General features: G+C 63.8%; 22 protein-coding genes and 1 tRNA gene. 17 read left to right on the top strand and 6 right to left on the bottom strand.

The features are described 5' to 3' along the window. The first annotated feature begins 7 nt into the window (after positions 1–7). The 7 genes from GEV01_RS28785 (at position 8) to GEV01_RS28755 (ending at position 5,627) form a co-directional block, all read left to right on the top strand. On the top strand, positions 8–628 hold the full coding sequence (locus tag GEV01_RS28785; protein ID WP_152809582.1) for an outer membrane lipoprotein LolB: 621 nt from the start codon (positions 8–10) through the stop codon (positions 626–628). 8 nt (positions 629–636) lie between these two features. After that, a complete protein-coding gene (gene ispE, locus GEV01_RS28780) occupies positions 637–1,515 on the top strand; it encodes a 4-(cytidine 5'-diphospho)-2-C-methyl-D-erythritol kinase (RefSeq protein ID WP_152809580.1) in 879 nt (292 codons plus the stop codon). 76 nt (positions 1,516–1,591) lie between these two features. Further along, positions 1,592–1,668 (top strand) — tRNA-Gln (locus GEV01_RS28775). A 161-nt stretch (positions 1,669–1,829) separates the two neighbouring features. Next, positions 1,830–2,780 (top strand): ribose-phosphate pyrophosphokinase, encoded by a 951-nt coding sequence (locus tag GEV01_RS28770; protein WP_008444419.1) that lies wholly within the window; start codon positions 1,830–1,832, stop codon positions 2,778–2,780. A gap of 163 nt (positions 2,781–2,943) precedes the next feature. Then, a complete protein-coding gene (locus GEV01_RS28765; RefSeq protein WP_152809578.1) occupies positions 2,944–3,576 on the top strand; it encodes a 50S ribosomal protein L25/general stress protein Ctc in 633 nt (210 codons plus the stop codon). 115 nt (positions 3,577–3,691) lie between these two features. After that, the gene (gene pth / locus GEV01_RS28760) at positions 3,692–4,273 is read left to right on the top strand and encodes an aminoacyl-tRNA hydrolase (RefSeq protein ID WP_152809576.1); all 582 of its coding nucleotides are present in this window, start codon (positions 3,692–3,694) and stop codon (positions 4,271–4,273) included. A gap of 49 nt (positions 4,274–4,322) precedes the next feature. Next, entirely contained in the window at positions 4,323–5,627 is a 1,305-nt protein-coding gene (locus GEV01_RS28755; RefSeq protein WP_152809574.1) for an amidohydrolase, read from the top strand. Here GEV01_RS28755 and GEV01_RS28750 read toward each other — a convergent pair. From GEV01_RS28750 to GEV01_RS28740, 3 genes are all read right to left on the bottom strand, one after another. Further along, positions 5,590–6,990 carry a DUF3999 family protein gene (locus GEV01_RS28750; protein WP_152809572.1) on the bottom strand — a complete coding sequence of 467 codons (1,401 nt, stop codon included), beginning with the start codon at positions 6,988–6,990 and terminating at the stop codon, positions 5,590–5,592. The genes GEV01_RS28755 and GEV01_RS28750 overlap by 38 nt on opposite strands. Beyond that, positions 6,987–10,352, bottom strand: coding sequence for a DUF2339 domain-containing protein (locus GEV01_RS28745; RefSeq protein ID WP_152809570.1), 3,366 nt, complete (start codon positions 10,350–10,352; stop codon positions 6,987–6,989). Before GEV01_RS28745 ends, GEV01_RS28750 begins: the two co-directional genes overlap by 4 nt. Before the next feature lie 81 nt (positions 10,353–10,433). Next, positions 10,434–12,272, bottom strand: coding sequence for a DUF885 domain-containing protein (locus GEV01_RS28740; protein WP_152809568.1), 1,839 nt, complete (start codon positions 12,270–12,272; stop codon positions 10,434–10,436). A gap of 150 nt (positions 12,273–12,422) precedes the next feature. On the opposite strand from GEV01_RS28740, the gene GEV01_RS28735 reads away from it, so the two are divergent. After that, positions 12,423–13,751: an MFS transporter gene (locus GEV01_RS28735; RefSeq protein ID WP_152809566.1), complete on the top strand. Its 1,329-nt coding sequence runs from the start codon at positions 12,423–12,425 to the stop codon at positions 13,749–13,751. Position 13,752: 1 nt separating this feature from the next. Here GEV01_RS28735 and GEV01_RS28730 read toward each other — a convergent pair whose 3' ends face one another. Together GEV01_RS28730 and GEV01_RS28725 are read right to left on the bottom strand one after the other, a co-directional pair. After that, positions 13,753–14,904: an acyltransferase family protein gene (locus GEV01_RS28730; RefSeq protein ID WP_152809564.1), complete on the bottom strand. Its 1,152-nt coding sequence runs from the start codon at positions 14,902–14,904 to the stop codon at positions 13,753–13,755. 2 nt (positions 14,905–14,906) lie between these two features. After that, complete coding sequence (locus GEV01_RS28725; protein WP_152809562.1) at positions 14,907–15,944, bottom strand: hypothetical protein; 1,038 nt, start codon at positions 15,942–15,944, stop codon at positions 14,907–14,909. Between the two features lie 259 nt (positions 15,945–16,203). On the opposite strand from GEV01_RS28725, the gene ychF reads away from it, so the two are divergent. The 8 genes from ychF to GEV01_RS28685 all read left to right on the top strand — a co-directional run bounded on the left by ychF (position 16,204) and on the right by GEV01_RS28685 (position 24,314). Beyond that, positions 16,204–17,295 carry a redox-regulated ATPase YchF gene (gene ychF / locus GEV01_RS28720; protein WP_152809560.1) on the top strand — a complete coding sequence of 364 codons (1,092 nt, stop codon included), beginning with the start codon at positions 16,204–16,206 and terminating at the stop codon, positions 17,293–17,295. A 153-nt stretch (positions 17,296–17,448) separates the two neighbouring features. After that, positions 17,449–18,099, top strand: a complete 651-nt coding sequence (locus GEV01_RS28715; protein ID WP_152809558.1) for a PEP-CTERM sorting domain-containing protein — start codon at positions 17,449–17,451, stop codon at positions 18,097–18,099. A 170-nt stretch (positions 18,100–18,269) separates the two neighbouring features. After that, on the top strand, positions 18,270–18,812 hold the full coding sequence (locus GEV01_RS28710; protein WP_152809555.1) for a hypothetical protein: 543 nt from the start codon (positions 18,270–18,272) through the stop codon (positions 18,810–18,812). An 8-nt stretch (positions 18,813–18,820) separates the two neighbouring features. Next, positions 18,821–20,194, top strand: a complete 1,374-nt coding sequence (locus tag GEV01_RS28705; protein ID WP_152809553.1) for a M20/M25/M40 family metallo-hydrolase — start codon at positions 18,821–18,823, stop codon at positions 20,192–20,194. A gap of 87 nt (positions 20,195–20,281) precedes the next feature. After that, positions 20,282–20,935, top strand: coding sequence for a PEP-CTERM sorting domain-containing protein (locus tag GEV01_RS28700; protein WP_152809551.1), 654 nt, complete (start codon positions 20,282–20,284; stop codon positions 20,933–20,935). A 129-nt stretch (positions 20,936–21,064) separates the two neighbouring features. Then, positions 21,065–21,793, top strand: a complete 729-nt coding sequence (locus tag GEV01_RS28695; protein WP_152809549.1) for a Crp/Fnr family transcriptional regulator — start codon at positions 21,065–21,067, stop codon at positions 21,791–21,793. Next, entirely contained in the window at positions 21,790–23,505 is a 1,716-nt protein-coding gene (locus GEV01_RS28690; protein ID WP_152809547.1) for a hybrid sensor histidine kinase/response regulator, read from the top strand. The genes GEV01_RS28695 and GEV01_RS28690 overlap by 4 nt, the downstream gene beginning before the upstream one ends. Continuing rightward, positions 23,502–24,314 carry a response regulator gene (locus tag GEV01_RS28685; RefSeq protein WP_152809545.1) on the top strand — a complete coding sequence of 271 codons (813 nt, stop codon included), beginning with the start codon at positions 23,502–23,504 and terminating at the stop codon, positions 24,312–24,314. Before GEV01_RS28690 ends, GEV01_RS28685 begins: the two co-directional genes overlap by 4 nt. Here GEV01_RS28685 and GEV01_RS28680 read toward each other — a convergent pair. Beyond that, positions 24,311–25,510 carry a hypothetical protein gene (locus tag GEV01_RS28680; protein WP_152809543.1) on the bottom strand — a complete coding sequence of 400 codons (1,200 nt, stop codon included), beginning with the start codon at positions 25,508–25,510 and terminating at the stop codon, positions 24,311–24,313. The genes GEV01_RS28685 and GEV01_RS28680 overlap by 4 nt on opposite strands. A gap of 114 nt (positions 25,511–25,624) precedes the next feature. On the opposite strand from GEV01_RS28680, the gene GEV01_RS28675 reads away from it, so the two are divergent. After that, positions 25,625–26,428: a type 2 periplasmic-binding domain-containing protein gene (locus GEV01_RS28675; RefSeq protein WP_175023274.1), complete on the top strand. Its 804-nt coding sequence runs from the start codon at positions 25,625–25,627 to the stop codon at positions 26,426–26,428. Positions 26,429–26,529: the final 101 nt, after the last annotated feature.

Raw genomic sequence — 26,529 nt, 5'->3', positions numbered from 1 at the left:
TCACTTGATGACTTCATTTAACCTGCGCCGCCGTGCGCCCGCCGCGCTGCTGGCTTCCGTGCTGGCCGTGTCGGTGCTGGCCGGCTGCGCCACCTCCACGCCGCGCTCGGCCGCGGCTGTCGCGCCATACCGCGACAGCATCGAACTGGGCGGCGGCATCGCCGTCAATTACACCCGGGACGGCAAGGCCGAACCGATGACCGGCAGTTTCACCTGGCATCAAAGCAAGGCCGCCGCCGAGGTCACGCTGATCTCGCCGCTCGGCCAGACCATTGCCATCATCAGCGTCACGCCGGAATCGGCCACGCTCAAGCAAGGCGGCAAGCCGCCGCGCACCGCGCCCGATCTCGACAGCCTGACCGCGCAGACGCTGGGCTGGACGCTGCCGGTCTCCGGCCTGCGCGAATGGCTGCAAGGCTACGCCACCGACGCCGGCGGCAAGCGCTTCGTCGCCTCGCCGGCCAACAATACGGTCGTCACCCGCGACGGCTGGAAAATCGAATACGTCACGTGGCAAGACGATACAGCCGCCGTGCCGCAACCAAAACGCATCGACCTCACGCGCCTGGGCGCGGGGCAGGTGGATGACCTGACGATACGCATCGCCATCCGTCCGAACGCAGAATAAGCAGCACCATGACCAGTCTGAAGAATTGCCCGGCTCCGGCCAAACTCAACCTTTTCCTGCACGTGAACGGCCGCCGCGCCGACGGCTACCATCTGCTGCAAACCGTGTTCCAGCTGATCGACCACGGCGACACCCTGCATTTCGAGCTGCGCGACGACGATGCCATCCGCCGCGTGACCGACTTGCCCGGCGTGCCGGAAGAGAGCGACCTGATCATCCGCGCCGCCCGCCTGCTGCAGGCCGAGGTGCTGCGCCGCACGGGCGCGCTGCCGCGCGGCGTCGACATCGCCATCGACAAGGTACTGCCCATGGGCGGCGGCCTGGGCGGCGGTTCGTCCGATGCGGCCACTACGCTGATGGCATTGAACTCTTTGTGGCAGGCCGGTCTAAGCAAGGAAGAGTTGATGGCGCTGGGCCTGCCGCTGGGGGCGGACATCCCCTTCTTCATCTTCGGCGAGACCGCTTTCGCCGAGGGCGTGGGGGAGGCCATGCGGCCGGTGCAGGCGCCGGATTGTTGGTATGTCGTCATCGAACCGGGCGTGGCCGTGCCCACGGCTGCAATTTTTTGCTCAGAACATTTGACAAGGGATACTCCGGTCGTCATAATAACGGACTTTTCCAGCCACCTCGAAAATCGAAACGGTTTAAAAGGTTTTGGAAAGAATGACTTGCAGCAGGTAGCAACGAAGTTATTCCCGCCGGTAGCAGAGGCGATAGAATGGCTCAGTGCTTACGGTGATGCCAGGATGACTGGCTCCGGTGCTTGCGTGTTCAGTGCGGTAGCAACCGAGGCAGAAGCGGATGCGGTGCTTGCAAAAGTACCGGCGAAGTGGAAGGCCTGGAAAGCAAAAGCGCTGGATCGCCATCCGATCATCGCGAAGTTGTGATGCAGTAAAAAAATTTGGCTTAGCGTGAAAATGGCTGTAAAATACCGGCCATGTAACGACAAGCAGTCAGTTGCGTAGGGGAATCGCCAAGCTGGTTAAGGCACTGGATTTTGATTCCAGCATACCAAGGTTCGAATCCTTGTTCCCCTGCCATTCGTTTGTATCTGGACCCGTCGAGGCGCAAGTCTCCGGCCAGGTAGAGCAAAGATGGCTCAGCCCAGAGCGAGCCATTCAACTAAGATCTAAGTACAGCGCTACGCGGCTTCCGCTGGCGACTTTTCAAAAATTTTCATCGACTATCTCTGGGACTCCCAATGGCTTTCGAAAACCTGATGGTTTTTACCGGCAACGCTAATCCTGCATTGGCAGAAGGGGTCGCTAAAAATCTCGGCATCCCTCTCGGCAAGGCAAACGTTTCGAAATTCTCGGACGGCGAAGTGATGGTTGAGATTAACGAAAACGTCCGCGGTAAAGACGTCTTCGTTCTGCAATCGACTTGTGCTCCAACCAACGACAGCCTGATGGAATTGATCCTGATGGTCGACGCCCTGAAACGCGCGTCCGCTGGCCGTATCACCGCAGCTATTCCTTACTTCGGCTATGCCCGTCAAGACCGTCGCCCACGTTCGGCGCGCGTTGCGATCTCGGCCAAAGTCGTCGCGAACATGCTGGAAGAAGCGGGCGTCGAGCGCGTCCTGATCATGGATCTGCACGCAGACCAGATCCAGGGCTTCTTCGATATCCCGGTTGATAATATTTACGCTTCGCCAATTCTGCTGGGTGACCTGCAGAAGAAGAACTACCAGGATCTGCTGGTGGTATCGCCGGACGTCGGCGGTGTGGTACGTGCGCGCGCCCTGGCAAAACGCCTGGGCTGCGACCTGGCCATCATCGACAAACGTCGTCCGAAAGCCAACGTTTCCGAAGTGATGAACATCATCGGTGAAGTCGAAGGCCGTAACTGCGTGATCATGGATGACATGGTCGACACCGCAGGTACCCTGGTCAAGGCTGCCGAAGTGCTGAAAGAACGCGGCGCGAAGAAAGTCATCGCGTATTGCACGCACCCGGTGCTGTCCGGCCCGGCGATCGAGCGCATCACCAATTCGTCGCTGGACGAGCTGGTTGTGACCGACACGATCCCGCTGTCCGATTCGGCCAAGGCTTGCGGCAAGATCCGTCAGCTGACCTGCGCACCGCTGCTGGCAGAAACGTTCAAACGCATCATCAAGGGCGATTCCGTGATCTCCCTGTTTATCGACTAAGATAAACTGTTTAGCCAGTTTTTCATGGCGCGACAGGCATAAATTGCTTGTCGCGCCTTTGCTTTTCCCGGTTTCATGAGCGCAGTCAGCTCATTTTCGAAGCACCCTGGTCGCGGGGGCTTCATAACACGGGGCGCGAGCCCTGTTATTTTTGGAGTTACACATGAAAGTTGTTGCATTCAAACGCGAATTGCAAGGTTCCGGAGCGAGCCGCCGCCTGCGCAATTCGGGCCAAACCCCAGGCATCATCTACGGCGGTACCGAAGCGCCAGTGACCATCTCGCTGGACCACAACGCGCTGTACCACGCGCTGAAAAAAGAAGCCTTCCACTCGTCGATCCTGGATCTGGAAATCGACGGCAAGACCCAGCAAGTTCTGCTGCGCGACTTCCAAGTCCACGCATACAAACAACTGGTTCTGCACGCTGACTTCCAGCGCGTTGATGCTTCGAAAAAAGTGCACATGAAAGTTGCTCTGCACTTCGCTAACGCCGACGTGTCCCCAGCAGTCAAACTGCACGGCGCCACCATCAGCCACGTAGCCAACGAAATCGAAGTTTCGTGCCTGCCAAAAGACCTGCCAGAGTTCGTGACCGTTGACCTGTCGACCATCGACGTTGGCCACTCGCTGCACATCGCTGACCTGGTTCTGCCAGCTGGCGTGACCGCTGTCACCCACGGCTCGAACCTGACCATCGCTACCGCTTCGGTACCAGCTGGTCACGTTGCTGCTGAAGCCGCTGCTGCTGAAGCTCCAGCTGCTGACGCTAAGCCAGCCGCCAAGGCCAAGAAGTAATCACTGACGCCGCCTTCGGGCGGTTGCAGGAAAAAGCCCCCGCCAGTGCTTCATGCCGGCGGGGGTTTTTGTTTTTTAAGCGATAATCACGTTTCTCTTTTTTCGACCACACGTCATGCCTATACGTCTCATCGTCGGCCTCGGCAATCCCGGCCCCGAATACGAACAAACCCGTCACAACGCCGGCTTCTGGCTGGTGGACAACCTCGCCAACGACATCGGCGCGCGCCTGCAGCGCGAGACCAAGTACAACGCGCTGATGGCCAAGGGCTCGGTGGCCGGCAACGAAGTCTATCTGCTGGAACCGCAGACGTATATGAACCGCTCCGGCCAGTCGGTGGGCGGCCTGTGCCGCTTCTTCAAGATCACGCCGGACGAAGTGCTGGTCGTGCACGACGAGCTGGACCTGATGCCCGGCACCGCGCGCCTGAAAAAGGGCGGCTCCTCGGGCGGCCACAACGGCCTGAAGGACATCACCGCCGCGCTGGGCACGCAGGATTACTGGCGCCTGCGCCTGGGCATCGGCCATCCGCGCACGCTCAGCCTGGCGCAGCAGGTGGCCGACTTCGTGCTGCACCGCCCGCGCCGCGAAGACCAGGAGTTGATCGAGCAGTCCATCGACAAGTCGCTGCTGGTGATGCCGCTGATCGTCGAGGGCAAGTTCGACGCGGCCACGATGAAGTTGCATACAGCCTGATCCGCCGGTGGTATGCTGGTCCGATTATCCCCGGACCAGGAAACCACCGATGAAGCTGCTTCCAGTTGCCGCATTATTGTGCATCCACGCCGCCCAGGCGCAGGATGCGTCCGCCGTCGCCAGCCAGATCAACGGCATGTATCCCAAGCTCGATGCGATCTACAAGGATCTGCACGCGCATCCCGAGATCGCCTTCCAGGAAGAACGCACGGCCGCCAAGCTGGCCGCCGAGATGCGCGCCATCGGCTTCGAGGTGACGGAAAAAGTCGGCAAGACCGGGGTGGTGGCGATCTACAAGAACGGCGCCGGCCCGACCGTGCTGGTGCGCACCGAGCTCGACGGCCTGCCGATGGAGGAAAAATCCGGCTACGCCTATTCCAGCAAGGCGCACGCGCTGTTGGACGGCAAGGATACGATGGTGGCCCACAGCTGCGGCCACGACGTCCACATGACCGCCTGGCTGGGCGCGGCGCGCGCGTTGGTGGCGCTGAAGTCGCAGTGGAAGGGCACGCTGATGTTCATCGGCCAGCCGGCCGAGGAAACCGTCAGCGGCGCCAAGGCCATGCTGGACGACGGCCTGTTCAAGCGCTTCCCGAAACCGGACTACGCCTTCGCGCTGCACACCTGGCCGCTGGCCCATGGCACCATCGGCTACAACAGCGGGCCGGTGTCGTCCAACTCGGACGCGATTGAAATCACTTTTAAAGGTCGCGGCGGCCACGGCTCGGCGCCGGACAAGGCGCTCGACCCGATCACCATCGCCGCCCGTTTCGTGGTGGACGTGCAGACCGTGATCAGCCGCGAAAAAGATCCCAAGGAATTCGGCGTCGTCACCATCGGCGCGATCAATGGCGGCACGGTCGGCAACATCATCCCGGACACGGTGCGTGTGCGCGGCACGATACGCTCATACAGCCCGGAAGTACGGGCGAAACTGCTGGCCGGCGTGCGCCGCGTCGCCAACGCCTCGGCCGCGATGGCCGATGCGCCGGCGCCGGATGTGGAGCTGATTACCGGTGGCGCCGCGATTGACAACAGCGATGCGCTGGTCAAGCGCACCGAGGGCGTGCTGAAAAAAGCCTTTGGCGACGCCAACGTCGCGCGCATGCCGGCGATGACGGCCAGCGAAGATTTCTCGGCCTACGTCAACGAAGGTGTGCCGGGCATGTTCTTCTTCACCGGCGTCTACGATCCGAAAGCGGTGGCCGAGGCGGCCAGGCCGGGCGGCAAGCCGATCGCCTTTAACCACTCGCCGTACTACGCGCCGGTGCCGGAACCGTCGATCAAGACCGCCGCCCAGGCGATGACGCTGGCCGTCATGAACGTGCTGGGCGGATCAAGCGCCAAACCATAAACGCCAGCGCGGCCACGCCCAGCAGCAGCACACCCCACAGCACCACCAGGCGCTGCCGGGCGGCGTTGGTGGCTTCCAGCGTGGCGCTGGCATCGGTGGCGCTGCTGCCTTGCTGCTGAACCGCAGGACCGGCGCTGACTTGTTCCAGTTTTTGCAGTTCCGCATCCGAGAAACCGGGCGCTACCTGATTCAACTCGCGCACGGCGGGCGTGGCGCGTTCGCGGCCGACCGCCAGCGTGTAGGGACCATTGCCGCTGGCGAGGAAGATCAACGTGGCCGGCTGCCAGCTCAATCGTAAAGCGGGCCTTGCCGTTGTTGGCGCCGTGGTCCGCAGCACCCATTGCGTCGCATGCACGGACGGCACGTCGAGGTCGCCGGAGCTGCGCACCTGGTCGCCCTGCGCGATGCGGTAAAACGTGGAACTGATCAGCGGATCGAAACGCCAGGTGGGACCTTGCCCCGTTTGCCTTGCCGGTAGTTCACGGTAGCTGCCCAGCGTGCCGGACAGCACGACATTGGGCTCGCTGAATTGCAGCCCGGCCTTGCTGGGCGCGACGGCCGGCGGCACGGCGTAGACCAGGTCTTGCGCCTGCCGGCCCGTGGCCGCTTGCAGCAGCAGTTGCTCGGTGGGCAGTGCGACATCGGCCCGGATCAGCTGCTCGGCCGTGATGGCGGCGAACTGCAAGGGCGCACCGCTGCGCCAGCTGAGACGGGCATAGCGGAAGCTGCGCGCGTCGAATTCCAGCCTGTCGTTGGACAGCGTCTGCGCATCCTTGTTGACCAGCCAGTTCAGATCGGCCGCGCCGACCGTGTCCCAATGTTTCATGTCGGTGCTGGTTTCCAGCCAGACTTGCGCGCTGTAGTCCTGCTGGCCGGACGGCAGCGTGAAGCGCAGTGCGCTGACCGGCGTGGCGGCCGCATCCTTGCCGAGGTCGAGCACCAGCCCCGCCAGGCGCGGCTGGCCGTTGGATTTGTCGCGTTGCTCGTCGGGGCGCACTTTGACGGACAGCAGCCGTCCGTCGGGCGCGGTGCTCACGTCCAGATCCAGCTGCGAGGCCGATGCGTTCGCGGCCATCAGCGGGAAGACCGTCAACGGCAGGTCGCGCCGGCTGGTGCGTACCGCTTGCATCGGCGTGCGCAGCGCGAAGGGCTGCAAGGCGCCGCTAGCGTCGAACACGCGCACGTCATCCAGCAGCGGCGAGCGTGCGTGCAGGTAGACATCCTTGGGCAGCCGCACTTGCAGCACGCCCTGCCTGGCGCTTGTGGTCAGCGGCAGCAGGTGGGTGTAGTCCTGCGGCGCGTCGCTGGCCGCTGCGGTGGAGATGGCCGAGGCGGCCATCGCCGCGATCAGGATATGTTTCATTTGTTCTCCGTTGCGGAAGGGTAGGGTGCAAGATAACCGATGCCGACCATCAGCGCGCCCACGCCGAGGAAGGAAACGATGCGCTCGACGCCGCCCACGTTCGACAGGTCGACCAGGAACAGCTTGGCGACCACCAGTCCCAGCAACACCGCGCCGCTGATCCAGACGGTGCGCAGCGCGCGCCTGGCAGCAAAGCGCATCAGCAGCAGCGCCGTGATGCTCCACACCAGCGACAGCATCGCCTGCACGAATTGCGAGGCGAACATGGCGTCGAATTCATACGGCACGTTCATGTAGTTCGAGACGGTGCGCAGCAGCGCCAGGTTGAGCCAGCCATAGCCCAGCAGCGCCGCCAGCAGCGGCATCGGCGCGATCCAATGCGCAGGCCAGTTGGCGAGCAGGAAGGTACGCACTGTGCCGTCGGCTTCGCTGCCGCTCAGCAGGCGGTAGCAGCCGTAGGCCATCAGCATGGCGAAGCAGGTGGTCAGGTCCAGCGGATTGAGCAGCGGGACGTAGGGCAGCGGCGCCATCGCGCCGTTCTGCGTCAGGTTCCAGACGGCGACCAGGGTCAGCGCCCAGCCGCAAGCCAATGGAATCAGACGTCGGCGATACCAGTCGGCCAGCGGCGCGACCGGCCAGCCGCCGGCGCGGGCGCGCTGCATCAGCCAGCCGACGGCGGCCATCATCAGCCAGGCCGGAATGAAGCGCACCCAGCTGGCGCTGGTCTCCCAGCCCGCGTCGGCCAGCAGCTGCGCTTCGGCGCTGTCGGCGCCGTGCAGCCAGCGTGTGATCCAGATCGCCGCGACGGGCCAGATCATCAGCCACAGGCCGCCGGTGCGCACGCAATGCAGCAAGTGCAGCTGGATGCTACCCAACGGCCAGTCGTTGGCGGACCAGGCGCGCATCAGCCACTCGCCCGCCAGCCACAGCGCGGCGTAGGCCAGCCATGTGGATGCGGCCGGTAAGTGATTGCCGCCATACAGGCTGACGAGCATGGCGACGCTGGCGACCGTCAAACCGATCCAGGTGGGCTCGGCCAGCGTGCGCAGGCGCGGCCATTGCAGGCGGCGTGCCAGAGTGACGATCGCAAACGCGTTTGCGGCCAGCAGCATGCCGTAGATGCCGGGACCGAGGATGTCGTCGCTGGTCCATGCGCCGGCCGTCATGATCTGGTAGCGGATCGACAGCCAGCTCGCCAGGTCGGGCAGGATCAGCGCGAACCACCACAGGCCGGCCCACAACATCGTCAGGCGAGACAGACCGTAGCTGGTGGTGCCCGGCTCGCGGCCGTCGTGCCGCATCAGCGCCCAGCTGCTGAACAGCGCGCCGGCGCAGATCATGGCTGCACCCAGGATCGGCCGGTCGAACAGGTCGGGTGTCGCTTCGATCCAGTTCCATTGCGTCAGCGCCAGGACGGCCAGCATCACGCCTGCAACGGCCTGGGCGATCAAGGCGAAGCCGCTGGCCAGTTGCCATGCCATCTTGCGGGCGATGAAGTACAGTGTTGCCGCTGCGACCAGTGCGCTGACCACCAGCAGGTTGGCCTGGCTGGCGCCGTCGGTGCGCAGGAAGATTTCGGTCCAGGCGCCGGCGATCATCCAGATCGATGCGAAGGCGAGGAACAGCGCCGCCAGCGCGGTGAACAGTTTCGTGCCGCTGTCCTGCTGCGCGCGGAAGCGGGTCGCCATCAGGAAGGCGGTGATCGACAGCAGGATGAAGCCCAGCCACAAATTGGATTCCAGCGCGCTTTCCGGCGACAGTCCACTGACGGTGCCGAAGAACGACAGCCACGCGCCGGCTTGCACCAGCAGGCCGAATACCCACGCCAGCGTCTGCTTCTGGCGCAGGCCGATCCAGACGATGCCGGCGCCTTCCAATGCCCACGCGGCGGAAGTCCAGCGGCCGTCGAGCGCGAACGGGATCGCCAGCGTGCCGAACACGATGCCCAGCGCGAGGAAGGCGTCGGCCAGCAGGGCGACCTTGTCGCGGCGGCGCAGCACGGTCGCCAGGCCGATGTACAGCAGGCCCAGCGCCAGCGCGGAGTAGGCCACGCCGAACGGGTAGCCGCGCACCAAGCTGAATTGCAGGCCGAAGCCCAGCATCGGCGTGCCGAACACCAGCGTGCCGTCGACGTAGTTCTTCAGTTTGACCGATTGCTGGCGCGCATAAGCCAGCGGGATCGAGACGTAGAACGCGAAGAACAGCAGCAGGAACAATTGCACCGACAGATAATTTTCCGGCGTGTAGCGCAGCACGCCCCAGGCGGTGCCGATGGCGAAGGTGAAGGCGAAGCCGAGCAGGTTCAGCGGACGCCATGAGCGCAGCAGGGCCAGCGCGAACACGCCGGCGTTGAGCAGCGCGTAGTACGAGAACAGGCCGATGTGGCTGCCACCGCCGGTGGACGCGAGGATGGGCGCGGCAAAGCCGCCGACGATGCCGAAGATGGCCAGCCACATGGCGTCTTGCAGCACGGCGAGCAGGCAGGTGAAGACGGTAAGCACGAACAGCAGTGCGAAGGCGAGCGAGCCGGGGATCAGCTGGTACATGCGGAAGGCGCCGAACGTCACCAGCATCAGCACGGCCAGCGCTGCGCCTTGTACCGGCAGGCTGATCGCGGGGCGGCTCAGGCGGATGCACCAGCCCCAGGCCAGCAGTGCGATGTCTGCCAGTACGATGCCGGCCAGGCGGAATTCGATAGGCACGCTGACGCGCGCGGCTGTGTACTTCAGCAGGAAGCTGACGCCGATGAACAAGATCAGCAAGCCAAGCTTGGCGACCAGGTTGCCGCCGAAGAGCCAGGCCTTGGCGGCCACCAGCCATTGCGGAGGTGCTTGCTCGCGGCGTGGTGTCGGCGGAGGAATAGGTTCGAAGGGGCGTGGAGCTGGATGTTGAATTGCCGGCGTTGGCGCAGACCCAGACGCAGACGCAGACGCATACGCAGGGGCAGGCGACGGCTCGGTCACAGGCGCAGGCGTTGGATCGGGCCCCTGCCTCGGCTGCGCGGGAGCGGTCACGGATGGCGGTGGCGTTGGGACGATGGCCGGCGTGGACACTGGCGCGGCTGCTGCGGCGGCGGGCGCCTGTATCGGCGTCGGCATCGCAACGGGCACCCGAGCGGCAAATGAAGGCGGCGTTGGGGCAACAGCGTGCGCGGCCGGCGCGGCCGCAGAAGGGGCAGCCGGCGCGGGCTGCGTTGCTTGCCGTGCTTCGGCAACGCGCTGCATCGCCGATTGCATTTCGCGCAGCGCATCCACGTCCCGCTGCAACTCCGAAGCGACCTTGCGGGCCTGGCGCGCTTCGTTGCGCGCGCGCCAGGCGATACTCAGCGTGAAGACGCCGAAGATAAACAAAAGGAATTCCATTGAGCGGCTCCCTTGAAGCAATCTTGCAAAGTATCACATCTGCAACATTGCCTCAATCGAAACGCTCAATGTTTCAACGCCTTATTTATTGCTAGCGATCCAGCGGTCCACGCGGGCTTCCAGGATCGGCAGCGGCAACGTACCGTCGCCGATCACGACCTCGTGGAATTTCTGGTAGCTGAACTTGTCGCCCAGCGCCTGCTGCGCACGCGCCCGCAGTTCCAGGATCTTCAGCGAGCCGATCTTGTAGCTCAGCGCCTGCGCAGGCCACACCATGTAGCGCTCGATCTGGTTCTTGGCGCGCGCCTCGCTCCAGCCCAGCGTGTCCGCCAGATAGGTGATGGCTTGCTCGCGGCTCCAGCCCTTGGCGTGCATGCCGGTGTCGACCACCAGCCGCGCCGCACGCAGCATCTCCGCGTTCAGGTGGCCGTAGTAGGCCACCGGATCTTCATACAAGCCCATCTCGCGGCCCAGTGTCTCCGAGTACAGCGCCCAGCCTTCGGTATAGGCCGCGCTGTTCGGATTCTCCGTGCTGAACTTGCGGAAGTCCGGCAAATCCAGCTCCTTCAGCAGCGCCGCGTGCAGGTGGTGGCCCGGCACGCCTTCGTGCAGGAACAGGCTGACCATGTCGACCCGGCTGTATTTCTTCGGATCGTTGACCACAGGCCAGAACACGCCCGGATGCGAGCCGTCCGCCGCCGACGGCGTGTAGTGGTCGGACGCCGTGGCGCGCGTCAGCTCCGGCTCCAGGTGCAGCTCCAGCTTGGCTTTCGGGACCAGGCTGAAGTAGGTCGGCAGCTTGGTCTGCACGGTGCCATATATTTCGCGGTAAGCGTCCAGCACCTGCTCGTCGGTGCTGAAGATCTTGAATTTATCCTGCGCCGCCACCCACTGCGGCAATTGTTTTTCCGGACCGTCGTAGCCCAGCTTGGGACCGAGCGCGGCCAGCTGCTGCTGGATGCGCGCCACTTCCTTCAGGCCCAGCGCGTGCACCGCGTCCGGCATCAGCGGCAGGTTGGTGCTGTCCTTGATGCGCGCGGCGTACCAGGCGGCGCCGTTCGGCAGCGCGCTCCAGCCGGTGCTGGCGCGGCTGGCCGGCAGGTATTCATTTTCCAGGAAACTCACCAGACGGTTCAGCGCCGGCGCGATCTTGGCGTCGACTGCCTTCAGGTAGGCGGCCGTCAGTTTCTGCTTGTCGGCGGCGGAGAAGCCGGCCGGCAGGCGCGTCGCCGGCGAGTAGTAGATGCTGGTTTCCGGCGTTGCGCTGCGCAGGTTCTGGAACTGCGGCAGCATCGCCACCGTGATCGCCTTCGGCTGCACGATGCCGCTGCGTATGCCCAGCTTCATGTTGGCGATGGCCTGGTCTATCCATGCCGGCAGCTGGTTCAGTCGGCTCAGGTAGGCCTGCTGCTGCTTGACCGTACCCAGCGGCTGCGAACCGTTGCCGTCGGCGTAGTTGGCCAGCGTGGTGATGACGTTGTCGAAGTGGTTCAGCGGCAGCAGGTGTTCGGGGAAGGACTCCAGTTGCATCGCGTTGTTCAGTTCATACGACAGCAGGTCGTAGGTCAGTTGGTCCTGCTGGCCGAGCTGGTCGCGGCGCACCGTCATCAGCTGCTTCTGCATCTGGCGGTACAGCGTGAACTGCTGCGCGCGCACCTTGGGCGAGATGCTCAGGCCGAGCTGGTCATCGTAGCGGCTGTCGCCGTTGGCGGTGGCGAACAGCAGCGGCTCGAACTTGCAGCGCGCCATGTGGAAGGCCGCAGCCAGCTTCGCCAGCTGCTTCTGTGCGAGTTTCGCTCCCACCCCGGCCTGCTGCGTGTGGGCCGGTTTGGCGGCGGCCTGCGCCGGCGGCGCTCCGATCAGCAGGGCGGCAATCAGGGCGGAAGTGGTCAGCGCGGCGAGCGGGCGTGCAGATGGCATAGGTGTCCTCGGAGTTGAGATGATTTGCGCCCAGCAGTCTAGCATTTGTCGATCCGGTTTACTCATCGCGGGAAAAATTGCGTATTCTATGGATGCCGCGAACCGGCACACCCATAAAAACGAGACCAGTATAAAAAGCGAGACGAAAACATGCACATAGAAGATAGCGCAACCGCAGTGGCCCCGCACGCAAGGAAGGAGGCACACGCCGCGCCGGCGCGCGCACTCACCCGGCAGGACTACAAGACCCTGTCATTGTCGGCCCTGGGCGGCGCCCTGGAGTTCTACGACTTCGTTATTTTCGTGTTCTTCACCGCCGTGCTCGGCAAGCTGTTCTTCCCGCCGTCGATGCCGGACTGGCTGCGGGTCTTGCAGACCTTCGGCATCTTCGCCGCCGGCTACGTGGTGCGTCCGCTGGGCGGCATCATCATGGCCCACTTCGGCGACTTGCTGGGACGGAAAAGAATGTTCACCATGTCCATCCTGCTGATGGCCGTGCCGACCTTGCTGATGGGCCTGTTGCCGACCTATGCCAGCATCGGCCTGGCCGCGCCTGTGCTGCTGTTGCTGCTGCGCGTGATGCAGGGCGCGGCGGTCGGCGGCGAAGTGCCTGGCGCGTGGGTGTTCGTTTCGGAGCACGTGCCGGCCCGCCATATCGGCTATGCCTGCGGTACGCTGACTGCGGGCCTGACTGCCGGCATCCTGCTGGGTTCGGTGGTCGCCACCGGCATCAACACCGCCTTCACGCCGGACCAGGTGGCTGATGGCGCCTGGCGCCTGCCGTTCCTGCTGGGCGGCATCTTCGGCCTGGGCGCGATGTACCTGCGCCGCTGGCTGCATGAAACGCCGGTGTTCGCCGAGCTGCAACAGCGCAAGGCGCTGGCCGCCGAAATGCCGCTCAAGACCGTGCTGCGCAACCATCGCGGCCCGGTCGTGATCTCGATGCTGCTGACGTGGATGCTGTCGGCCGCCATCGTCGTGGTCATCCTGATGACGCCGACGCTGCTGCAAAAAATCTACGGCTTCGATCCGCATACCTCGCTGGTGGCCAATACCGTGGCGACGCTGTGCCTGTCGATAGGCTGCCTGGTGGCCGGCGTGCTGGCCGACCGCATCGGCGCGCGCACCACCCTGTTCGGCGGCGCCTTGCTGCTGGCGGTCTGCACCTATGTGTTCTACACCACCATCAAGGGTAGCCCTGATCTGCTGCTGCCGTTGTATGCGCTGGTCGGCTTCAGCGTCGGCGTGGTCGGCGCCGTGCCTTGCGTGCTGGTCAAGGCCTTCCCGGCGCAGGTGCGGTTCTCGGGCCTGTCCTTCTCGTACAACCTGTCGTACGCGATCTTCGGCGGCCTGACGCCGGTGGTGGTGGCGCTGATGCTGAAGAATAATCCGCTGGCGCCGGCCTACTACGTCATCGCGGTGAGCGTGATCGGCATGATCACGGCGCTGTTCGTCAAAGAGCGGATGGACATCGCCTGAGTCAGATCGCGACCGGCCGTTCGCCAGCGCGCCGCCGGTCGCGCAGCAGCAGGAAGGGGCGCTCCAGCGCCACGTGCAGCAGCCACGCGGCGGCCCAGGACATGGCGCCGTAGACCGCCAGGAACAGCAGGCTGGCCGTTGCCGGCGCCAAGCCGCGGGACAGCGCCCGGCACGCCAGCATGGCCGGTTCGATCAGCGGGTAGTGCACCAGATACAGCGCATACGACAGCCTGGCGATGTAGCGCAACGGCCGCGCCGCGCCAAACGCAGGCAGCCGGCGATTGACGGCCAGGCCGCAGCGCACCAGCAGCGCAAACAGGCAGGACGACAGCACGATGATCCAGCAGACCGCCGGCCAGTCGCCATGCCCCAGCCAATCGCGGTACATGAGCAGCATCAGCGGCAGCACGGCCAGCGCCACGAACAACGGACGCGGCGCCTGACGCGTGCTGGATGCGCCGTGCTGTACGGCGACCATCACGCCCGCAAGGATGCCCGGCACCGCATGGTGGAACGGCGCGCGCACCATCCAGAAGAAGGCCGCATAGTCGCCCGGCGCAACGCCCGCCGCGCCGGCCAGCATGGACCGGCACACCAGCCCCATGGCCGCCGCCAGCAGCACGCAGGCGATGCCGGTACGCAGCCGCAGCAGCAGGAACAACAGCAGCGGCGCGGCCAGGTAAAACTTCTCCTCCACCGCCAGCGACCACAGCGTGACCATGACATCCGAGCCGAGATAATCCTGCAGGAACAACAGGTGGGTGACGAACGACAAACTGGTGAACGCGGCGCCCGGCTGCCACGGTGCGGCCAGCCAGCACAGCAGGATCACGCCCCAGTACAGCGGCAGCGTGCGGAACGCGCGCCGCCGGTAGAAGTCCAGCACGGCGGCGCGGCTGAAAGGCTGCGCCTGCGGCCCGGCGAAATGCGTGCCGATCAAAAATCCGCTCAACACAAAGAACAAGTCCACGCCCAGCCAGCCATTGAGCGACAGCACCGCCAGCGGACCGCCGGGCACGATGCCGAAAGCGCCCTGCGACGCCATCGCCCAATGCCGCGCCAGCACCAGCAGGATCGCCACCGCGCGCAGCGCGTCGAGCACCGGGTAGCGCCCGGGATTGCCGGCCAGTCCCTTGCGCTCGGAGACGGGCATGGTCAGCCTATCTTCAATGCGCTTTGCACATCGCGCTTGCGCAGCTTCCAGATGATCGAGTCGACGATGTAGTGATGGAAGTTGATGCCCTGGTAGGCGATGACGACCAGCGGCACCATGGTGTAGTTGGCGAACCAGGCATTGGAGGCGTCGATGGAGCGGTACACCACGCCGGTCAGCGCCACGCAGGCCATCAGGTAGAGCGGCCAGCGGCCTTCCTGGCTGAGCCAGGACAGCGCCAGTTGCTGCCGGTTGATGCCGCCCTTGAACTGGTTGGAATTGAACAGCCAGACAAAGGCGATGTACTGCGCGTTATGCCACACGTTGATGACCAGCCAGCCGGTCGTGATGTCGCGGATCGCTGCATAGGACACCAGGTAGATCACGTAGTGCGAACACAGGTAGGCGAAATGCAGCAGCCCCAGCGTGCCCGCGCGCAGCGCCCGCAGCTGCGCCGCCAGCCACCACGCCAGGCAGGCGCCCGCCGCCGCCAGCGCGGACTGCGCCAGCCACTGCGGCGCCGGCAGCTTCCACACTTCGATGCCCAGGAAGGTCGATTCCGGGCGCGCGCTCATCATCAGGAAAGCCGCCACCGGCACCAGGTAAAAGGTGACACGGTTGAACATGGCATTGCCGGCCTGGGCGCTGCGCGTCTTCATGCCGTAGGCTTTGTTGATGCCTTCGCTCTGCCGCGTGTAGTGATACCACTGCCAATGCATGTACAGCGTGGCGACCGCCGTTACGCCGCCCCAGCGTATCAGCAGGTAGACGCCGGCGAACACGGCCACCGGCAGTGGCAGCAGCAGGGCCCAGTGCTGGCGGGCCGACTTCATGTCGAACAGCAGCCGGGTGTAGGTGGAAATGACATGATGGTAGCCAAGCAACGCCAGGTCCAGCGTGAGTATCAGCACCACGTATTGCGGATAGCCGAGCGCCAGCGCGCCCATCGTCAGGGCCAGCAAAGGTATGCCCAGCACGAACAGGCGATCGAATCGCCTGCTGCGCATGTAGATCGGGGCCGTCTCGGCGATTGCGGACATGGCGTGGACTCCGGCGGGTGGCACTGTCTGTATGATAGTGCTATACGGCAATAAGTCCACCATTCCTTTTTGGAGTGTTGCTCCGGCTTATTTTGCTCCGGCGGAATGCCGTTCATGGCCGGTTTTTTTGAAGAGTGGGGGCGAGGGAGGTACAATTGACCCTTGAACGCTTTAAAAAGCACGAATTTCCAGAAAACGCCCCTCGGCGGCCGTTTTTCACCAGCCGCTTGCCGGCGAAATTGATAATTAAAGGTTTTTCATGAGTCTCCAATGCGGCATCGTCGGCCTGCCTAACGTCGGCAAGTCCACCCTCTTCAACGCCCTGACCAAGGCCGGCATCCCGGCCGAGAACTATCCGTTCTGCACCATCGAGCCTAACGTCGGCGTGGTCGAAGTGCCGGATCCGCGCATGGGCGCGCTGGCCGACATCGTCAAGCCGGAACGCATGGTCAACGCCATCGTCGAGTTCGTCGACATCGCCGGCCTGGTGGCGGGCGCGTCGCAGGGCGAGGGCCTGGGCAACCAGTTCCTGTCGCACATCCGCGAAACCGACGCCATCGTCAACGTCGTGCGCTGCTTCGAAGATGACAACGTGATCCACGTGGCCGGCAAGGTCAGCCCGCTGGACGATATCGAAGTGATCCAGACCGAGCTGGCGCTGGCTGACCTGGGCACCGTGGAAAAAGCCATCCACCGCGAAAACAAGAAAGCCCGTTCCGGCGACAAGGACGCCGCCAAGCTGCTGGCCATCATGGAGCGCATCGTGCCGCACCTGAACGAAGCCAAGCCTGTGCGCGCCATGGGCCTGGACGCCGATGAAATGGCCCTGATCAAGCCGCTGTGCCTGATCACCGCCAAGCCGGCCATGTACGTGGCCAACGTATCCGACACCGGCTTCACCAACAACCCGCTGCTGGACCAGCTGACCGCCTACGCCGCCACCCAGAACGCGCCTATCGTCGCCATCTGCGCGTCGATCGAAGCGGAAATCGCCGACCTGGACGACGCCGACAAGACCGCCTTCCTGAGCGACATGGGCATGGAAGAGCCAGGCCTGGACCGTCTGATCCGCGCCGCCTACAAGCTGCTGGGTCTGCAGACCTACTTCACCGCCGGCGTGAAAGAAGTGCGCGCCTGGACCATCCACATCGGCGACACCGCACCGCAAGCGGCCGGCGTGATCCACACCGACTTCGAACGCGGCTTCATCCGCGCGCAAACCATCGCCTACGACGACTACATCCAGTACAAGGGTGAAGGCGGCGCCAAGGAAGCGGGCAAGATGCGCGCCGAGGGCAAGGAATACGTGGTCAAGGATGGCGACGTGCTGAACTTCCTGTTCAACGTCTGACAGTCTCACGAGTGACCTCTTAAAGCCGCGAATTCCGCGGCTTTTTTTATTGTTGTTTGCAGCGGCGACAATGCAGAGATACAAATTGATACTTATATGACAATGGCGTAAATTCAATATTTCAGTTAAATACTCTTTACAAGGCGGAAAATTATGTCAGGTACTGTTAGCAAGCTGCTGTCAGGCGCGGTCATCGCCATTGCATTTTTTTCCGCTAGTTCAAAGGCTGCAACCTATAGCAATACCAACGATGGCTCTTATGGCTATTTCATAGGATTTGATACCGTCGAGGTGGGCGAGGTATTTACGGCGCCGGAGTCGCATTTGACTAACTTTTCATTCTTCTCCGCGCACTATCCGGATAACAGCCATGGGGACGTGGACTTCATCATATCCGCATGGAGTGGCGTCGATTCGGTTGGGGTTCCCTTGTATTCCACCTTGCTGCCGTATAACCCCGGTCAGCCCGTGAGTGCGCAGAATATCAGCGTCACTCTGCAACGAGGGCAGCAATATATTGCCTACCTGAGCAGCCGGGGTGTGCCATCAGCTACGCCAGGTGTCATGCTCGCGGGGAATGCGGTGACTGACCCGTTGGGCGGTCAAGCCTACGTTCGATTCTTCGGCGCCGCTCCTGGAAATGGGATTCCTGCCGGATGGTTTTCTGCGTCGCCGAACACGAATCTGTCTTACTCGATGACCTTTACCAGCGCCGTCCCTGAGCCGGAGTCTTATGTGATGTGGCTGGCCGGTCTTGGTTTCATCTGCGCCGTGCGTAGCACCGGGCGAAAACTTCGGCGATAGGGTTCGCGGCACCTGTCCGCCTGCGGTCGATCTTGTTCGGAAGCGTACACTTGCGCGCGGCCTGGCAAGAGTGAAACCCCCGCAGCATCAACGACTTAGCAAGTGGCACAGCGCTTGCTGTGAGTGTGGCGATCCTCGTTCGATCATCCACACTCACAGGAGCCTGAACCATGACTATGTATCGCCTCTTCACCCGCTTGTGCACCATCCTCGCCGTCAGCGGCGGCATGCTGTCCTCCGCCCTGGCCGCCGACAGCCGCGGCCCGGCGACGCCGGAAGAAATCGCGCGCGTCGTCCAGATCGCCGCAGCGTCCGACAAAGATCCCCTGGCCACGATGGCGTCCGCCGATGGCCGCTGGTTCCAGAAATGGTCGGACGATGTGCCCGACTACAGCTTCGGTCCCGACCAGGGCGCGTTCTGGCTGATGAACGGCGCCGCCAAGGGCGACGTGAAACGCGCTGTCATCTTCCAGCACATGGTGAGCACCGCGGCTTACCAGGTCCAGCACCAGATCCACGATCCGCAAAAGAACAAGGACGATTTCGAAGCCAAGACCGTCGCCGGCCTGGAAGGCGTGCTGCGCGCTTATGAAAGCTTGCTTGCCGCCCGTCCCGACAATCGTTCCGCGCAATTGGACGAAGCCATCGCCGCCCGCGACAAAGGCACGCTGCTCGCCTTCGTCCGCGCGCTGCCGCCCATGCCCAAGCGCTGAGGCCAGCCATGCCCTTGCGACGACATATCCTGGCAGCGGCGCTGCTGCTGGGCGCAGGCCTTGCGCACGCGCAGCCTGCGTCCTCTTCCGCAGAGAACCGGCTGATCGAAGAGATCGGCCAGCGGTCCCGTTTGATGCCGAATCTGGAAGAGATTTGCGACGACGTCGGCCCGCGCCTGACCGGCTCGGCCCAGCTGCGCGCCGCCCAGCAATGGGCTGTGCAACGGCTGGCCAGCTATGGCGCCGCGAACGCGCATCTGGAAGGCTATGACATGGGCCGCCCCTGGCTGCGCGGCATCGCCCGCGCGCGTCTGCTCAACGCCAACGGCATGCAGCTCGATGTCGTGCAGAAGGCCTGGACCTCCGGCACCTCAGGCGTGGTCAAGGGCGAGGTCGCGGTGTTGGACGTCAAGACCTGGGACGAGTTCAAGGCCGCATCGGCTCCGCTGAAAGGCAAGATCGTGCTGCTGGAATCGGTGCCCAAGGCCACGCCGGAACAGCGCAAGAATCTGCCGCGCTATCTGGCCGAATCCAGAAAGACCATCGACGATGCGCGCTTCGCCGGCGTGCTGTTCGTCTCGACGAAGAGCAACAGCCTGCAGGAGATGTGGGGCGGTCCGAACTCGCTGTTCGACCGCAACGCCGGCATCATCTCCAGCGAGCATGCGAATGTGCTCAAGCGCCTGCTGGCGCGCGGCCGCGCGCCGCGCGTGGCGATGGAACTGGGCGGCCGTTTCGGCGCCAGGCCCATCAACGCCTACAACGTGGTGGCGGACTTTCCCGGGACGGATCCATCGGGCGAAATGGTCGTGCTCGGCGCGCATCTCGATTCGTGGGACCTGGGCTCCGGCGCCACCGACAACGGCGCCGGCGTTGTCACCATGATGGAGATCCTGCGCGCCATGCACGTCCAGAACCTGCAGCCGAAACGCACGCTGCGCGTGGTGCTGTTCTCGGGCGAGGAGCAGGGCCTGCTGGGCAGCAAGGCCTACGTCGCCGCGCACGCGGACGAGCTGTCGAAAATCCAGGCGGTGCTGGTGCAGGACAGCGGCGCCGGCCGCATCACCGGCTTCTTCGACATGAAGCAGGAGGCCTGGTACGCCAGCTTGCAAGCCGCGCAGCCCCCCGCCAAGCCGCTGGGCGGCATCGATATCGTCTACGGCATGGCTGGCGGGTCGGATTTCGAACCGTTCGCCGCCAAGGGCATCCCCACCTTCCCGCCGATCCAGGATCTGCGCGACTACCGCACCCACACCCAGCACAGCCAGGCCGACTCGATCGATCACATCGTCGAGGCCGACCTGACGCAGGCGACGCAGGTGATGGCGGTGCTGGCATGGGGGCTGCTCAACGGCGAACGCTTGCCGCGCGCGGCGCCGTAGCAGCGCGCCAGGTGGAAAAATGTTGAAATGACAATTCATGATATAGTGCCCACGTTTCATTTTTGATACCAATCCAAGGCAGCCAACATGAAAAAATCATTCCTCATCCTGGGCGCTGTGCTGGCGCTGGGCGGCACCGCGCACGCGGCCGATTACACGCTCGACTTCGACTACAAGCTGAACTGCACCGCCAATGGCAGCGGCTACGGCACGCGTCAAGACTGCTCCAATGGCAACGGCAGCATCGCGCAATCCTACGGCGACGTCGCCGGCGTCGTCGACGTGCAATACGCCGCACCCTACACCGGCCACGGTACGCTCAACTGGTGGGACGCCGGCTACAACGCCCTGCATGGCGTGCTGTACGCCGGCGCCAGCGATGCCCATTCGGCCGCGCGCATCGATTTCGTGCCGCAAGCCGGCCAGGTGGTGAGCCTGTCGCGCTTCGACCTCGGCACTTATGGCGGCGTGGCGCACACCACGTCCGTGACGGTGTCGGCGATCGGCGGCCCGGTGCTGTTCAGCTTTGACGGCATTATCCCGACCGGCAATTCGGCAACGACGCTGTTCGCCAACGTGTCGTCGGCCAGCGGCCTGAGCATCCTGTGGCATGACAGCGCCTACAACGTCGGCATCGACAATATCCATTTCTCGGTGAGTTCCGTGCCGGAACCGTCGTCGTACGCGATGCTGGCCGGCGGCTTGCTGCTGCTCGGCGCGATCGCGCGCCGCCGCGCCTGATCCTGCGCGGGCGGCGTGCCGATCCGGTACGCCGCCTTGCAATGTGAAGAAGTGTGTTACTGTGTCTGACGGCCATCGTTTGCCGTCCCCGCCCCCCGCCTAGATGACGACTGGAACAAGGAATGTTTCATGCGTCTCAACAACCCCAATCAAAACCATTTGCTGGCCGCGCTGCTGGACGCCGAGTACGCCCGCCTGTCGCCGCATCTGGAGCCGATCATGATGCGGCTGGGCGATGTGCTGTACGAATCGGGCGGCAAGCTTAACCACGTCTATTTCCCGACCTCGGCCATCGTCTCGCTGCACTATGTGCTGGAGAACGGCAGCTCGTCCGAGATCGCCGGCGTCGGCAACGAGGGCATCCTCGGCATCTCGCTCTTCATGGGCGGCAACACGACGCCCAGCCGCGCCGTGGTGCAGACCGCCGGCCATGGCTACCGCCTCAAGTCGCAGATCCTGCTCGACGAGTTCAACCTGGCCGGCCCGGTCATGCGGCTGCTGCTGCGCTACACCCAGGCGCTGCTCACCCAGATGTCGCAGACGGCGATCTGCAACCGCCATCACACGCTGGAACAGCAGCTGTGCCGCTGGCTGCTGCTGACGCTGGACCGCCTGCCCACCAGCGAGCTGACCATGACCCAGGAGCTGATCGCCACCATGCTGGGCGTGCGGCGCGAAGGGGTGACGGTGGCGGCGGGACGCCTGCAGGCCAAGGGCTTTATCAGCAACCGCCGCGGCCACATCTCGGTGCTGGACCGGATCGGGCTGGAGGGCGATGTCTGTGAATGCTATGAAGTCGTCAAAAAAGAATTCGCGCGCCTGATGTCAGACGTACGCCAACGTCAGGAACCGCAATGAAAACCAATCCACTCCACGGCAGCCCCTTGCTCAAGGCCGATGCGCTGCAACTGGCGATCCACAACAGCGCCAACTTCTCCAGCATCGCCACCGACGCGCAGGGCGTGATCCAGATCTTCAACGTCGGCGCCGAGCGCATGCTGGGCTACAGCGCGGCCGAGGTGGTGAACCGCATCACGCCGGCCGGCATTTCCGATGCGCAGGAAGTGGTGGCCCGCGCCGCCGCGCTCAGCCAGGAATTGGGAACCACCATCCGGCCGGGCTTTGACGCGCTGGTGTTCAAGGCTTCGCGCGGCATCGAAGACATCTACGAGCTGACCTATATCCGCAAGGATGGCAGCCGCTTCCCGGCCATCGTCTCGGTCAGCGCGCTGCGCGACGCCGAGGAAAAAATCATCGGCTATCTGCTGATGGGCACGGACAATACGGCGCGCAAGGAAGTCGAGCGCGAGCAGGCCGTGCTGGACAAGCGCCTGCGCGAGCAGCAACTGGCGCTGCAGGAAACCAATGTGGAGCTGGAAGCGGCGCGCGCGGTGGCCGACAAGGCCAATCGCGCCAAGTCGGATTTCCTGTCGGGCATGAGCCACGAGCTGCGCACGCCGCTCAATGCGGTGCTGGGTTTCGCGCAGCTGCTGGCGTCGGACAAGCCGCCGCCGAGCCCGTCGCAGCAGCGCTCGCTGGACCAGATCCTCAAGGGCGGCTGGTATCTGCTGCAGCTGATCAACGAGATCCTCGACCTGGCCATGATTGAGTCCGGCAAGGTGACGATGTCGCAGGAGTCGATGGGCCTGTCCGAGGTGCTGCGCGATTGCCAGGCCCTGATCGGGCCGCAGGCGGAAAAGCGCGGCATCCGTTTGTTCTTCGCCTCGCTCAGCGAACCCTTCTTCGTGCACGCCGACCGCACGCGCGTCAAGCAGGTGATGATCAACCTGCTGTCCAACGCCATCAAGTACAACCGCCACGGCGGCAAGGTGACGGTCGAATGCACGGCCGGCCGCGAAGGCATGGTGCGCATCAGCGTGACCGATACCGGCGCCGGCCTGACCAGTGAACAGACGGAGCAGCTGTTCCAGCCGTTCAACCGCCTGGGCCAGGAAGACGGCGCGGAAGAGGGCACCGGCATCGGCCTGGTCGTGACCAAGCAGCTGACCGAGTTGATGGGCGGCGCCATCGGCGTCGAGAGCGAAGTCGGCGTCGGCACCACGTTCTGGATCGAGCTGACCGCCAGCAGCGAGCCGGTGCTGGAGGCCGCGGCCTTCGATGCGCCGTTGGCGCTGGGCGCCAGCAATGGCGCGGCGATGAAGACGCTGCTGTACATCGAGGACAATCCCGCCAACCTGACCCTGGTGGAGCAGTTGATACAGCGCCGCAGCGATCTCAAGCTGCTGACCGCGATCGACGGCCACACCGGCATCCAGCTGGCGCGCGCCTACCAGCCCGATGTGATTTTGATGGACATTAACTTGCCGGGCGTGAGCGGCTACGGCTGTCTCAAGATCTTGCGGGATGACGCCACCACCGCGCACATCCCGGTGATGGCGCTGTCGGCCAACGCCATGCCGCGCGACATAGAAAAAGGGGTGGAGGCGGGATTCCTGCGCTATCTCACCAAGCCGATCAATGTGGTTGAATTCATGAGCGCCCTGGATTTTGCACTTGAATTCGCTGCCGATGGCAGCCGTCTTAGCCAACCACCGGAGGTCGCATCATGATCGAGCCATCAGAAATACTGCACGCCGAGATCCTGATCGTCGACGACCAGGAAGCCAACGTCCTGCTGCTGGAGCAGATGCTGGCCAACGCCGGCTACACCCGCGTCACCAGCACGATGGATCCGTTTGCCGTCTGCGACCTGCACCAGAAGAACCACTACGACCTGATCCTGCTGGACCTGCAAATGCCCGGCATGGATGGCTTCGCCGTGCTGGAAGCGCTCAAGGATATCGAGCCGGACGGCTATGTGCCGGTGCTGGTGGTCACGGCGCAGCCCAACCACAAGCTGCGCGCGTTGCAGGCCGGCGCCAAGGATTTCGTCGGCAAGCCGTTCGAGCTGGTCGAAGTGGAAACCCGCATCCGCAACCTGCTGGAAGTGCGGCTATTGCACCGCAAGCTGCAGCGCTACAACCAGCAGCTGGAATACACGGTGCTGGAACGCACGGCGCAATTGCGCGCCAGCGAGGCGCGCTTCCAGCGCTTCGCCGAACTGTCGACCGACTGGTACTGGGAACAGGATGCCGACGGCAAGTTGACCAACTGGTCCGGCCCGGTGGCCGACATGGTGGGCATAGGCGGCAGCGACACCGGCGGCTGGGACGTGGCCGAGCACGCGCTGTTGCAAGAGAACATAGACGAGCGCAAGGCCTTCCTGGATTTCGTCTACAGCCGGACCATCGACGGCGTGGTGCAATACCTGCAGGTGAGCGGCGAGCCGATGTTCGACGAGACCGGCCGCTTCACCGGCTATCGCGGCGTCGGCCGCGACGTCACCGAGATGGCGGCCATGTTTGCCAAGGCCGGCTAGGCCGAACGTGCGCTATCCAGCGCGTGCAATTTGACTGACTGCGACACCAGCGCCTCCATCATCCGCTTGTGGCGTATCGCGAAGTCTTCGCGCTGGGGGATCACGTCGATCTGGTCCAGCCGCAGTTGCGCGGCGCTCTCCGGATGCTGCTGCGCTATCGTCTTCCGCAAACCGTCGAACAGGGTCATGTCGTACTCCTCGTAGAAGCGCTGGTCGGTGTAGCAGATGGAGTCATGCAGGAACACCTCGCGCTTTGCCCCGGACATTTCGGCAAGTACCGACGGCGTCATATACCACTCGTTGCAGCATGCGATGATCGACTCCACCAGGTCGAGCGCGGCGATATCGGAAGAGAAGCCGTGATCCAGCCGATTCCGCACCCGGGCATTGATAGCCGCAGGCATAACGCTCATGACCACGGTGGCCGCTGCATACGGGATGACTGTGAAGTAGAAGTTCTGCAAGACCTTGCCGGCCAGGATGGTGAGCTTGGCATTGAGCGCGACCGGGATGCGGAAGCCCACGCGCCGGAAGACGATGGTGTGGCTGGACTGCTCGGTGGCCACGGCCACGAGATTGTCCAGCGGCCTCGATTCGATGATGTGGAATTTCTCCAGCAGTTCTTCGGGTAAAAGCATCAGCGCTTCAGCCCGCTTTTTCTCACTGTCCGCGACGTTCTTGTATTGCGATCTGACTTGGGCCCGGACCCGCTCGTCGCGGAAGATGGGATTGTCCACGGCCTGCGTATCCAGGAAGGCTTCGATATCGGTTTGCGTGCGGCCCTCATACATCAGTTTGGCAATCCGCGATTCGGTGCAGCACTTGGCCATGACAGACCGGTATGCCTGCAGGAACAGGCTCTTGGAGTCGATAATTTCCCGCGTGTCCAGGCTCTTGAACAAATCGTCATGCGTTGCGCAAAAACCGTTGAAGGCGCTGGCTTGCTTGATCCCGATACGGTCGAAGTCCAGCGTCTTGATATCCCCCTGCCGTTGCGACCGGATGGTCTGCAGATGCCCCGACTCGGCGATCGTCTCCAGCGAAATCGACTTGGAAATCGCATGGGAATAGATGCATTTGTCCGCGCAGCCGGGGTGGAGGCACGTCCAGGAGCGGTTGGGCTTTAAAATCCCGCGCAGCGCATGTTCGTGGTGATTGTCGCGGTGGATCGTCGATTTCCTGACATCTCTGTTCATGTCGTCTCGCTTGGTCTGTGGGCGGCAGGCAACCATATTACCAAATGCACGCTTGCGTCATGCCGGCATTGCCAACGCTGGCCGCCGCCGCGGCATGCTGCTAGTATGGTCGGCATGATAAAAACAAGGACATGGAGACGGCTCGCCGGCCTGGCGCTGCTGCTGCTTGGGCGCCTGGCGCCGGCGGCGGAGAGCGTGCCGTTGTATGTCTACTACGCCGACCCCACCTTCGCCGCCGGCACGCCCGACAGCCTGACCGACAAGATGGCCGCCTGGCTGACGCAGCGCTCCAACGGCCGCTACCATTTCGTCGCCACCCAGCTGCCGCGCCGCCGGCTGGAGTTGATGATGGAACAACCGGCCTGGCCGGGCGTGGTGGCCTGGGCCAATCCGCGCTGGTTCGCCGCCTCGGCCGCGCGCCAGAGCTGGAGCCGCTACTACATGGTCGACGCCAACCTGGTGGCCTCGCTGCGCAGCGCCCCGCTGGACTACGTGGACGACAGCTCGCTCTACGGCCACAGCATCGGCACGGTGCAGGGCTACATCTACAAGAACCTGGAACCGCTGGTCAGGGACGGCAAGCTGGCCCGCGACGACGCCGACACCGAAGCCCGCAACCTGCTCAAATTGCAGCAGCGCAGGGTGTCGGTGGCGTTCCTGCAAGCCAGCTCGCTGCCGCGCTTTCACCGGCAGTTCGCCAACCTCGATCACTGGCTGTATCTGTCGCCCAAGCCGCGCACCGTGTTCGAGCGGGCCTTTTTCACCGCGCCCAACCAGCCTGAGCTGCTGGATTTCCTCAACCGGCAAGTAGACGCGCTGATCGCCGACAGGCCGTGGCAGGAGGCGTTCGGCACCTGCAAGCTGGTGCTGCCGCGCCAGTCCGGCGCCACCGACGCCCAACGCAAGCTGTGCCGCTAGTTGTCGCGTTCGTCGCGCACGGGCCGTTGTTGGGTATAATCGTCGGATTGCCGGATCGAACGACCGCCGCGTCTACCTTCCTCACCGCCTCACTCTTCACT

It is taken from the genome of Rugamonas rivuli (assembly GCF_009380165.1).
In the GTDB taxonomy this organism is placed as follows: Bacteria; Pseudomonadota; Gammaproteobacteria; order Burkholderiales; family Burkholderiaceae_D; genus Rugamonas; species Rugamonas rivuli.
Note: the sequence above shows the minus strand (reverse complement) of the source record. Positions and strands in the feature narration are given on the sequence as shown.

What these genes read in the sequence shown, in the direction of transcription:
- ychF (WP_152809560.1), top strand. Translation starts at nt 16,204, where the DNA reads ATGAGTCTCCAATGCGGCATCGTCGGCCTGCCTAACGTCGGCAAGTCC.
- GEV01_RS28735 (WP_152809566.1), top strand. Translation starts at nt 12,423, where the DNA reads ATGCACATAGAAGATAGCGCAACCGCAGTGGCCCCGCACGCAAGGAAG.
- GEV01_RS28745 (WP_152809570.1), bottom strand. Translation starts at nt 10,352, where the DNA reads ATGGAATTCCTTTTGTTTATCTTCGGCGTCTTCACGCTGAGTATCGCC.
- GEV01_RS28765 (WP_152809578.1), top strand. Translation starts at nt 2,944, where the DNA reads ATGAAAGTTGTTGCATTCAAACGCGAATTGCAAGGTTCCGGAGCGAGC.
- GEV01_RS28700 (WP_152809551.1), top strand. Translation starts at nt 20,282, where the DNA reads ATGAAAAAATCATTCCTCATCCTGGGCGCTGTGCTGGCGCTGGGCGGC.
- GEV01_RS28715 (WP_152809558.1), top strand. Translation starts at nt 17,449, where the DNA reads ATGTCAGGTACTGTTAGCAAGCTGCTGTCAGGCGCGGTCATCGCCATT.
- GEV01_RS28730 (WP_152809564.1), bottom strand. Translation starts at nt 14,904, where the DNA reads ATGCCCGTCTCCGAGCGCAAGGGACTGGCCGGCAATCCCGGGCGCTAC.
- ispE (WP_152809580.1), top strand. Translation starts at nt 637, where the DNA reads ATGACCAGTCTGAAGAATTGCCCGGCTCCGGCCAAACTCAACCTTTTC.
- GEV01_RS28680 (WP_152809543.1), bottom strand. Translation starts at nt 25,510, where the DNA reads ATGAACAGAGATGTCAGGAAATCGACGATCCACCGCGACAATCACCAC.
- GEV01_RS28675 (WP_175023274.1), top strand. Translation starts at nt 25,625, where the DNA reads ATGATAAAAACAAGGACATGGAGACGGCTCGCCGGCCTGGCGCTGCTG.
- GEV01_RS28750 (WP_152809572.1), bottom strand. Translation starts at nt 6,990, where the DNA reads ATGAAACATATCCTGATCGCGGCGATGGCCGCCTCGGCCATCTCCACC.
- GEV01_RS28685 (WP_152809545.1), top strand. Translation starts at nt 23,502, where the DNA reads ATGATCGAGCCATCAGAAATACTGCACGCCGAGATCCTGATCGTCGAC.
- GEV01_RS28710 (WP_152809555.1), top strand. Translation starts at nt 18,270, where the DNA reads ATGACTATGTATCGCCTCTTCACCCGCTTGTGCACCATCCTCGCCGTC.
- GEV01_RS28705 (WP_152809553.1), top strand. Translation starts at nt 18,821, where the DNA reads ATGCCCTTGCGACGACATATCCTGGCAGCGGCGCTGCTGCTGGGCGCA.
- GEV01_RS28695 (WP_152809549.1), top strand. Translation starts at nt 21,065, where the DNA reads ATGCGTCTCAACAACCCCAATCAAAACCATTTGCTGGCCGCGCTGCTG.
- GEV01_RS28740 (WP_152809568.1), bottom strand. Translation starts at nt 12,272, where the DNA reads ATGCCATCTGCACGCCCGCTCGCCGCGCTGACCACTTCCGCCCTGATT.
- GEV01_RS28690 (WP_152809547.1), top strand. Translation starts at nt 21,790, where the DNA reads ATGAAAACCAATCCACTCCACGGCAGCCCCTTGCTCAAGGCCGATGCG.
- GEV01_RS28770 (WP_008444419.1), top strand. Translation starts at nt 1,830, where the DNA reads ATGGCTTTCGAAAACCTGATGGTTTTTACCGGCAACGCTAATCCTGCA.
- GEV01_RS28785 (WP_152809582.1), top strand. Translation starts at nt 8, where the DNA reads ATGACTTCATTTAACCTGCGCCGCCGTGCGCCCGCCGCGCTGCTGGCT.
- GEV01_RS28755 (WP_152809574.1), top strand. Translation starts at nt 4,323, where the DNA reads ATGAAGCTGCTTCCAGTTGCCGCATTATTGTGCATCCACGCCGCCCAG.
- pth (WP_152809576.1), top strand. Translation starts at nt 3,692, where the DNA reads ATGCCTATACGTCTCATCGTCGGCCTCGGCAATCCCGGCCCCGAATAC.
- GEV01_RS28725 (WP_152809562.1), bottom strand. Translation starts at nt 15,944, where the DNA reads ATGTCCGCAATCGCCGAGACGGCCCCGATCTACATGCGCAGCAGGCGA.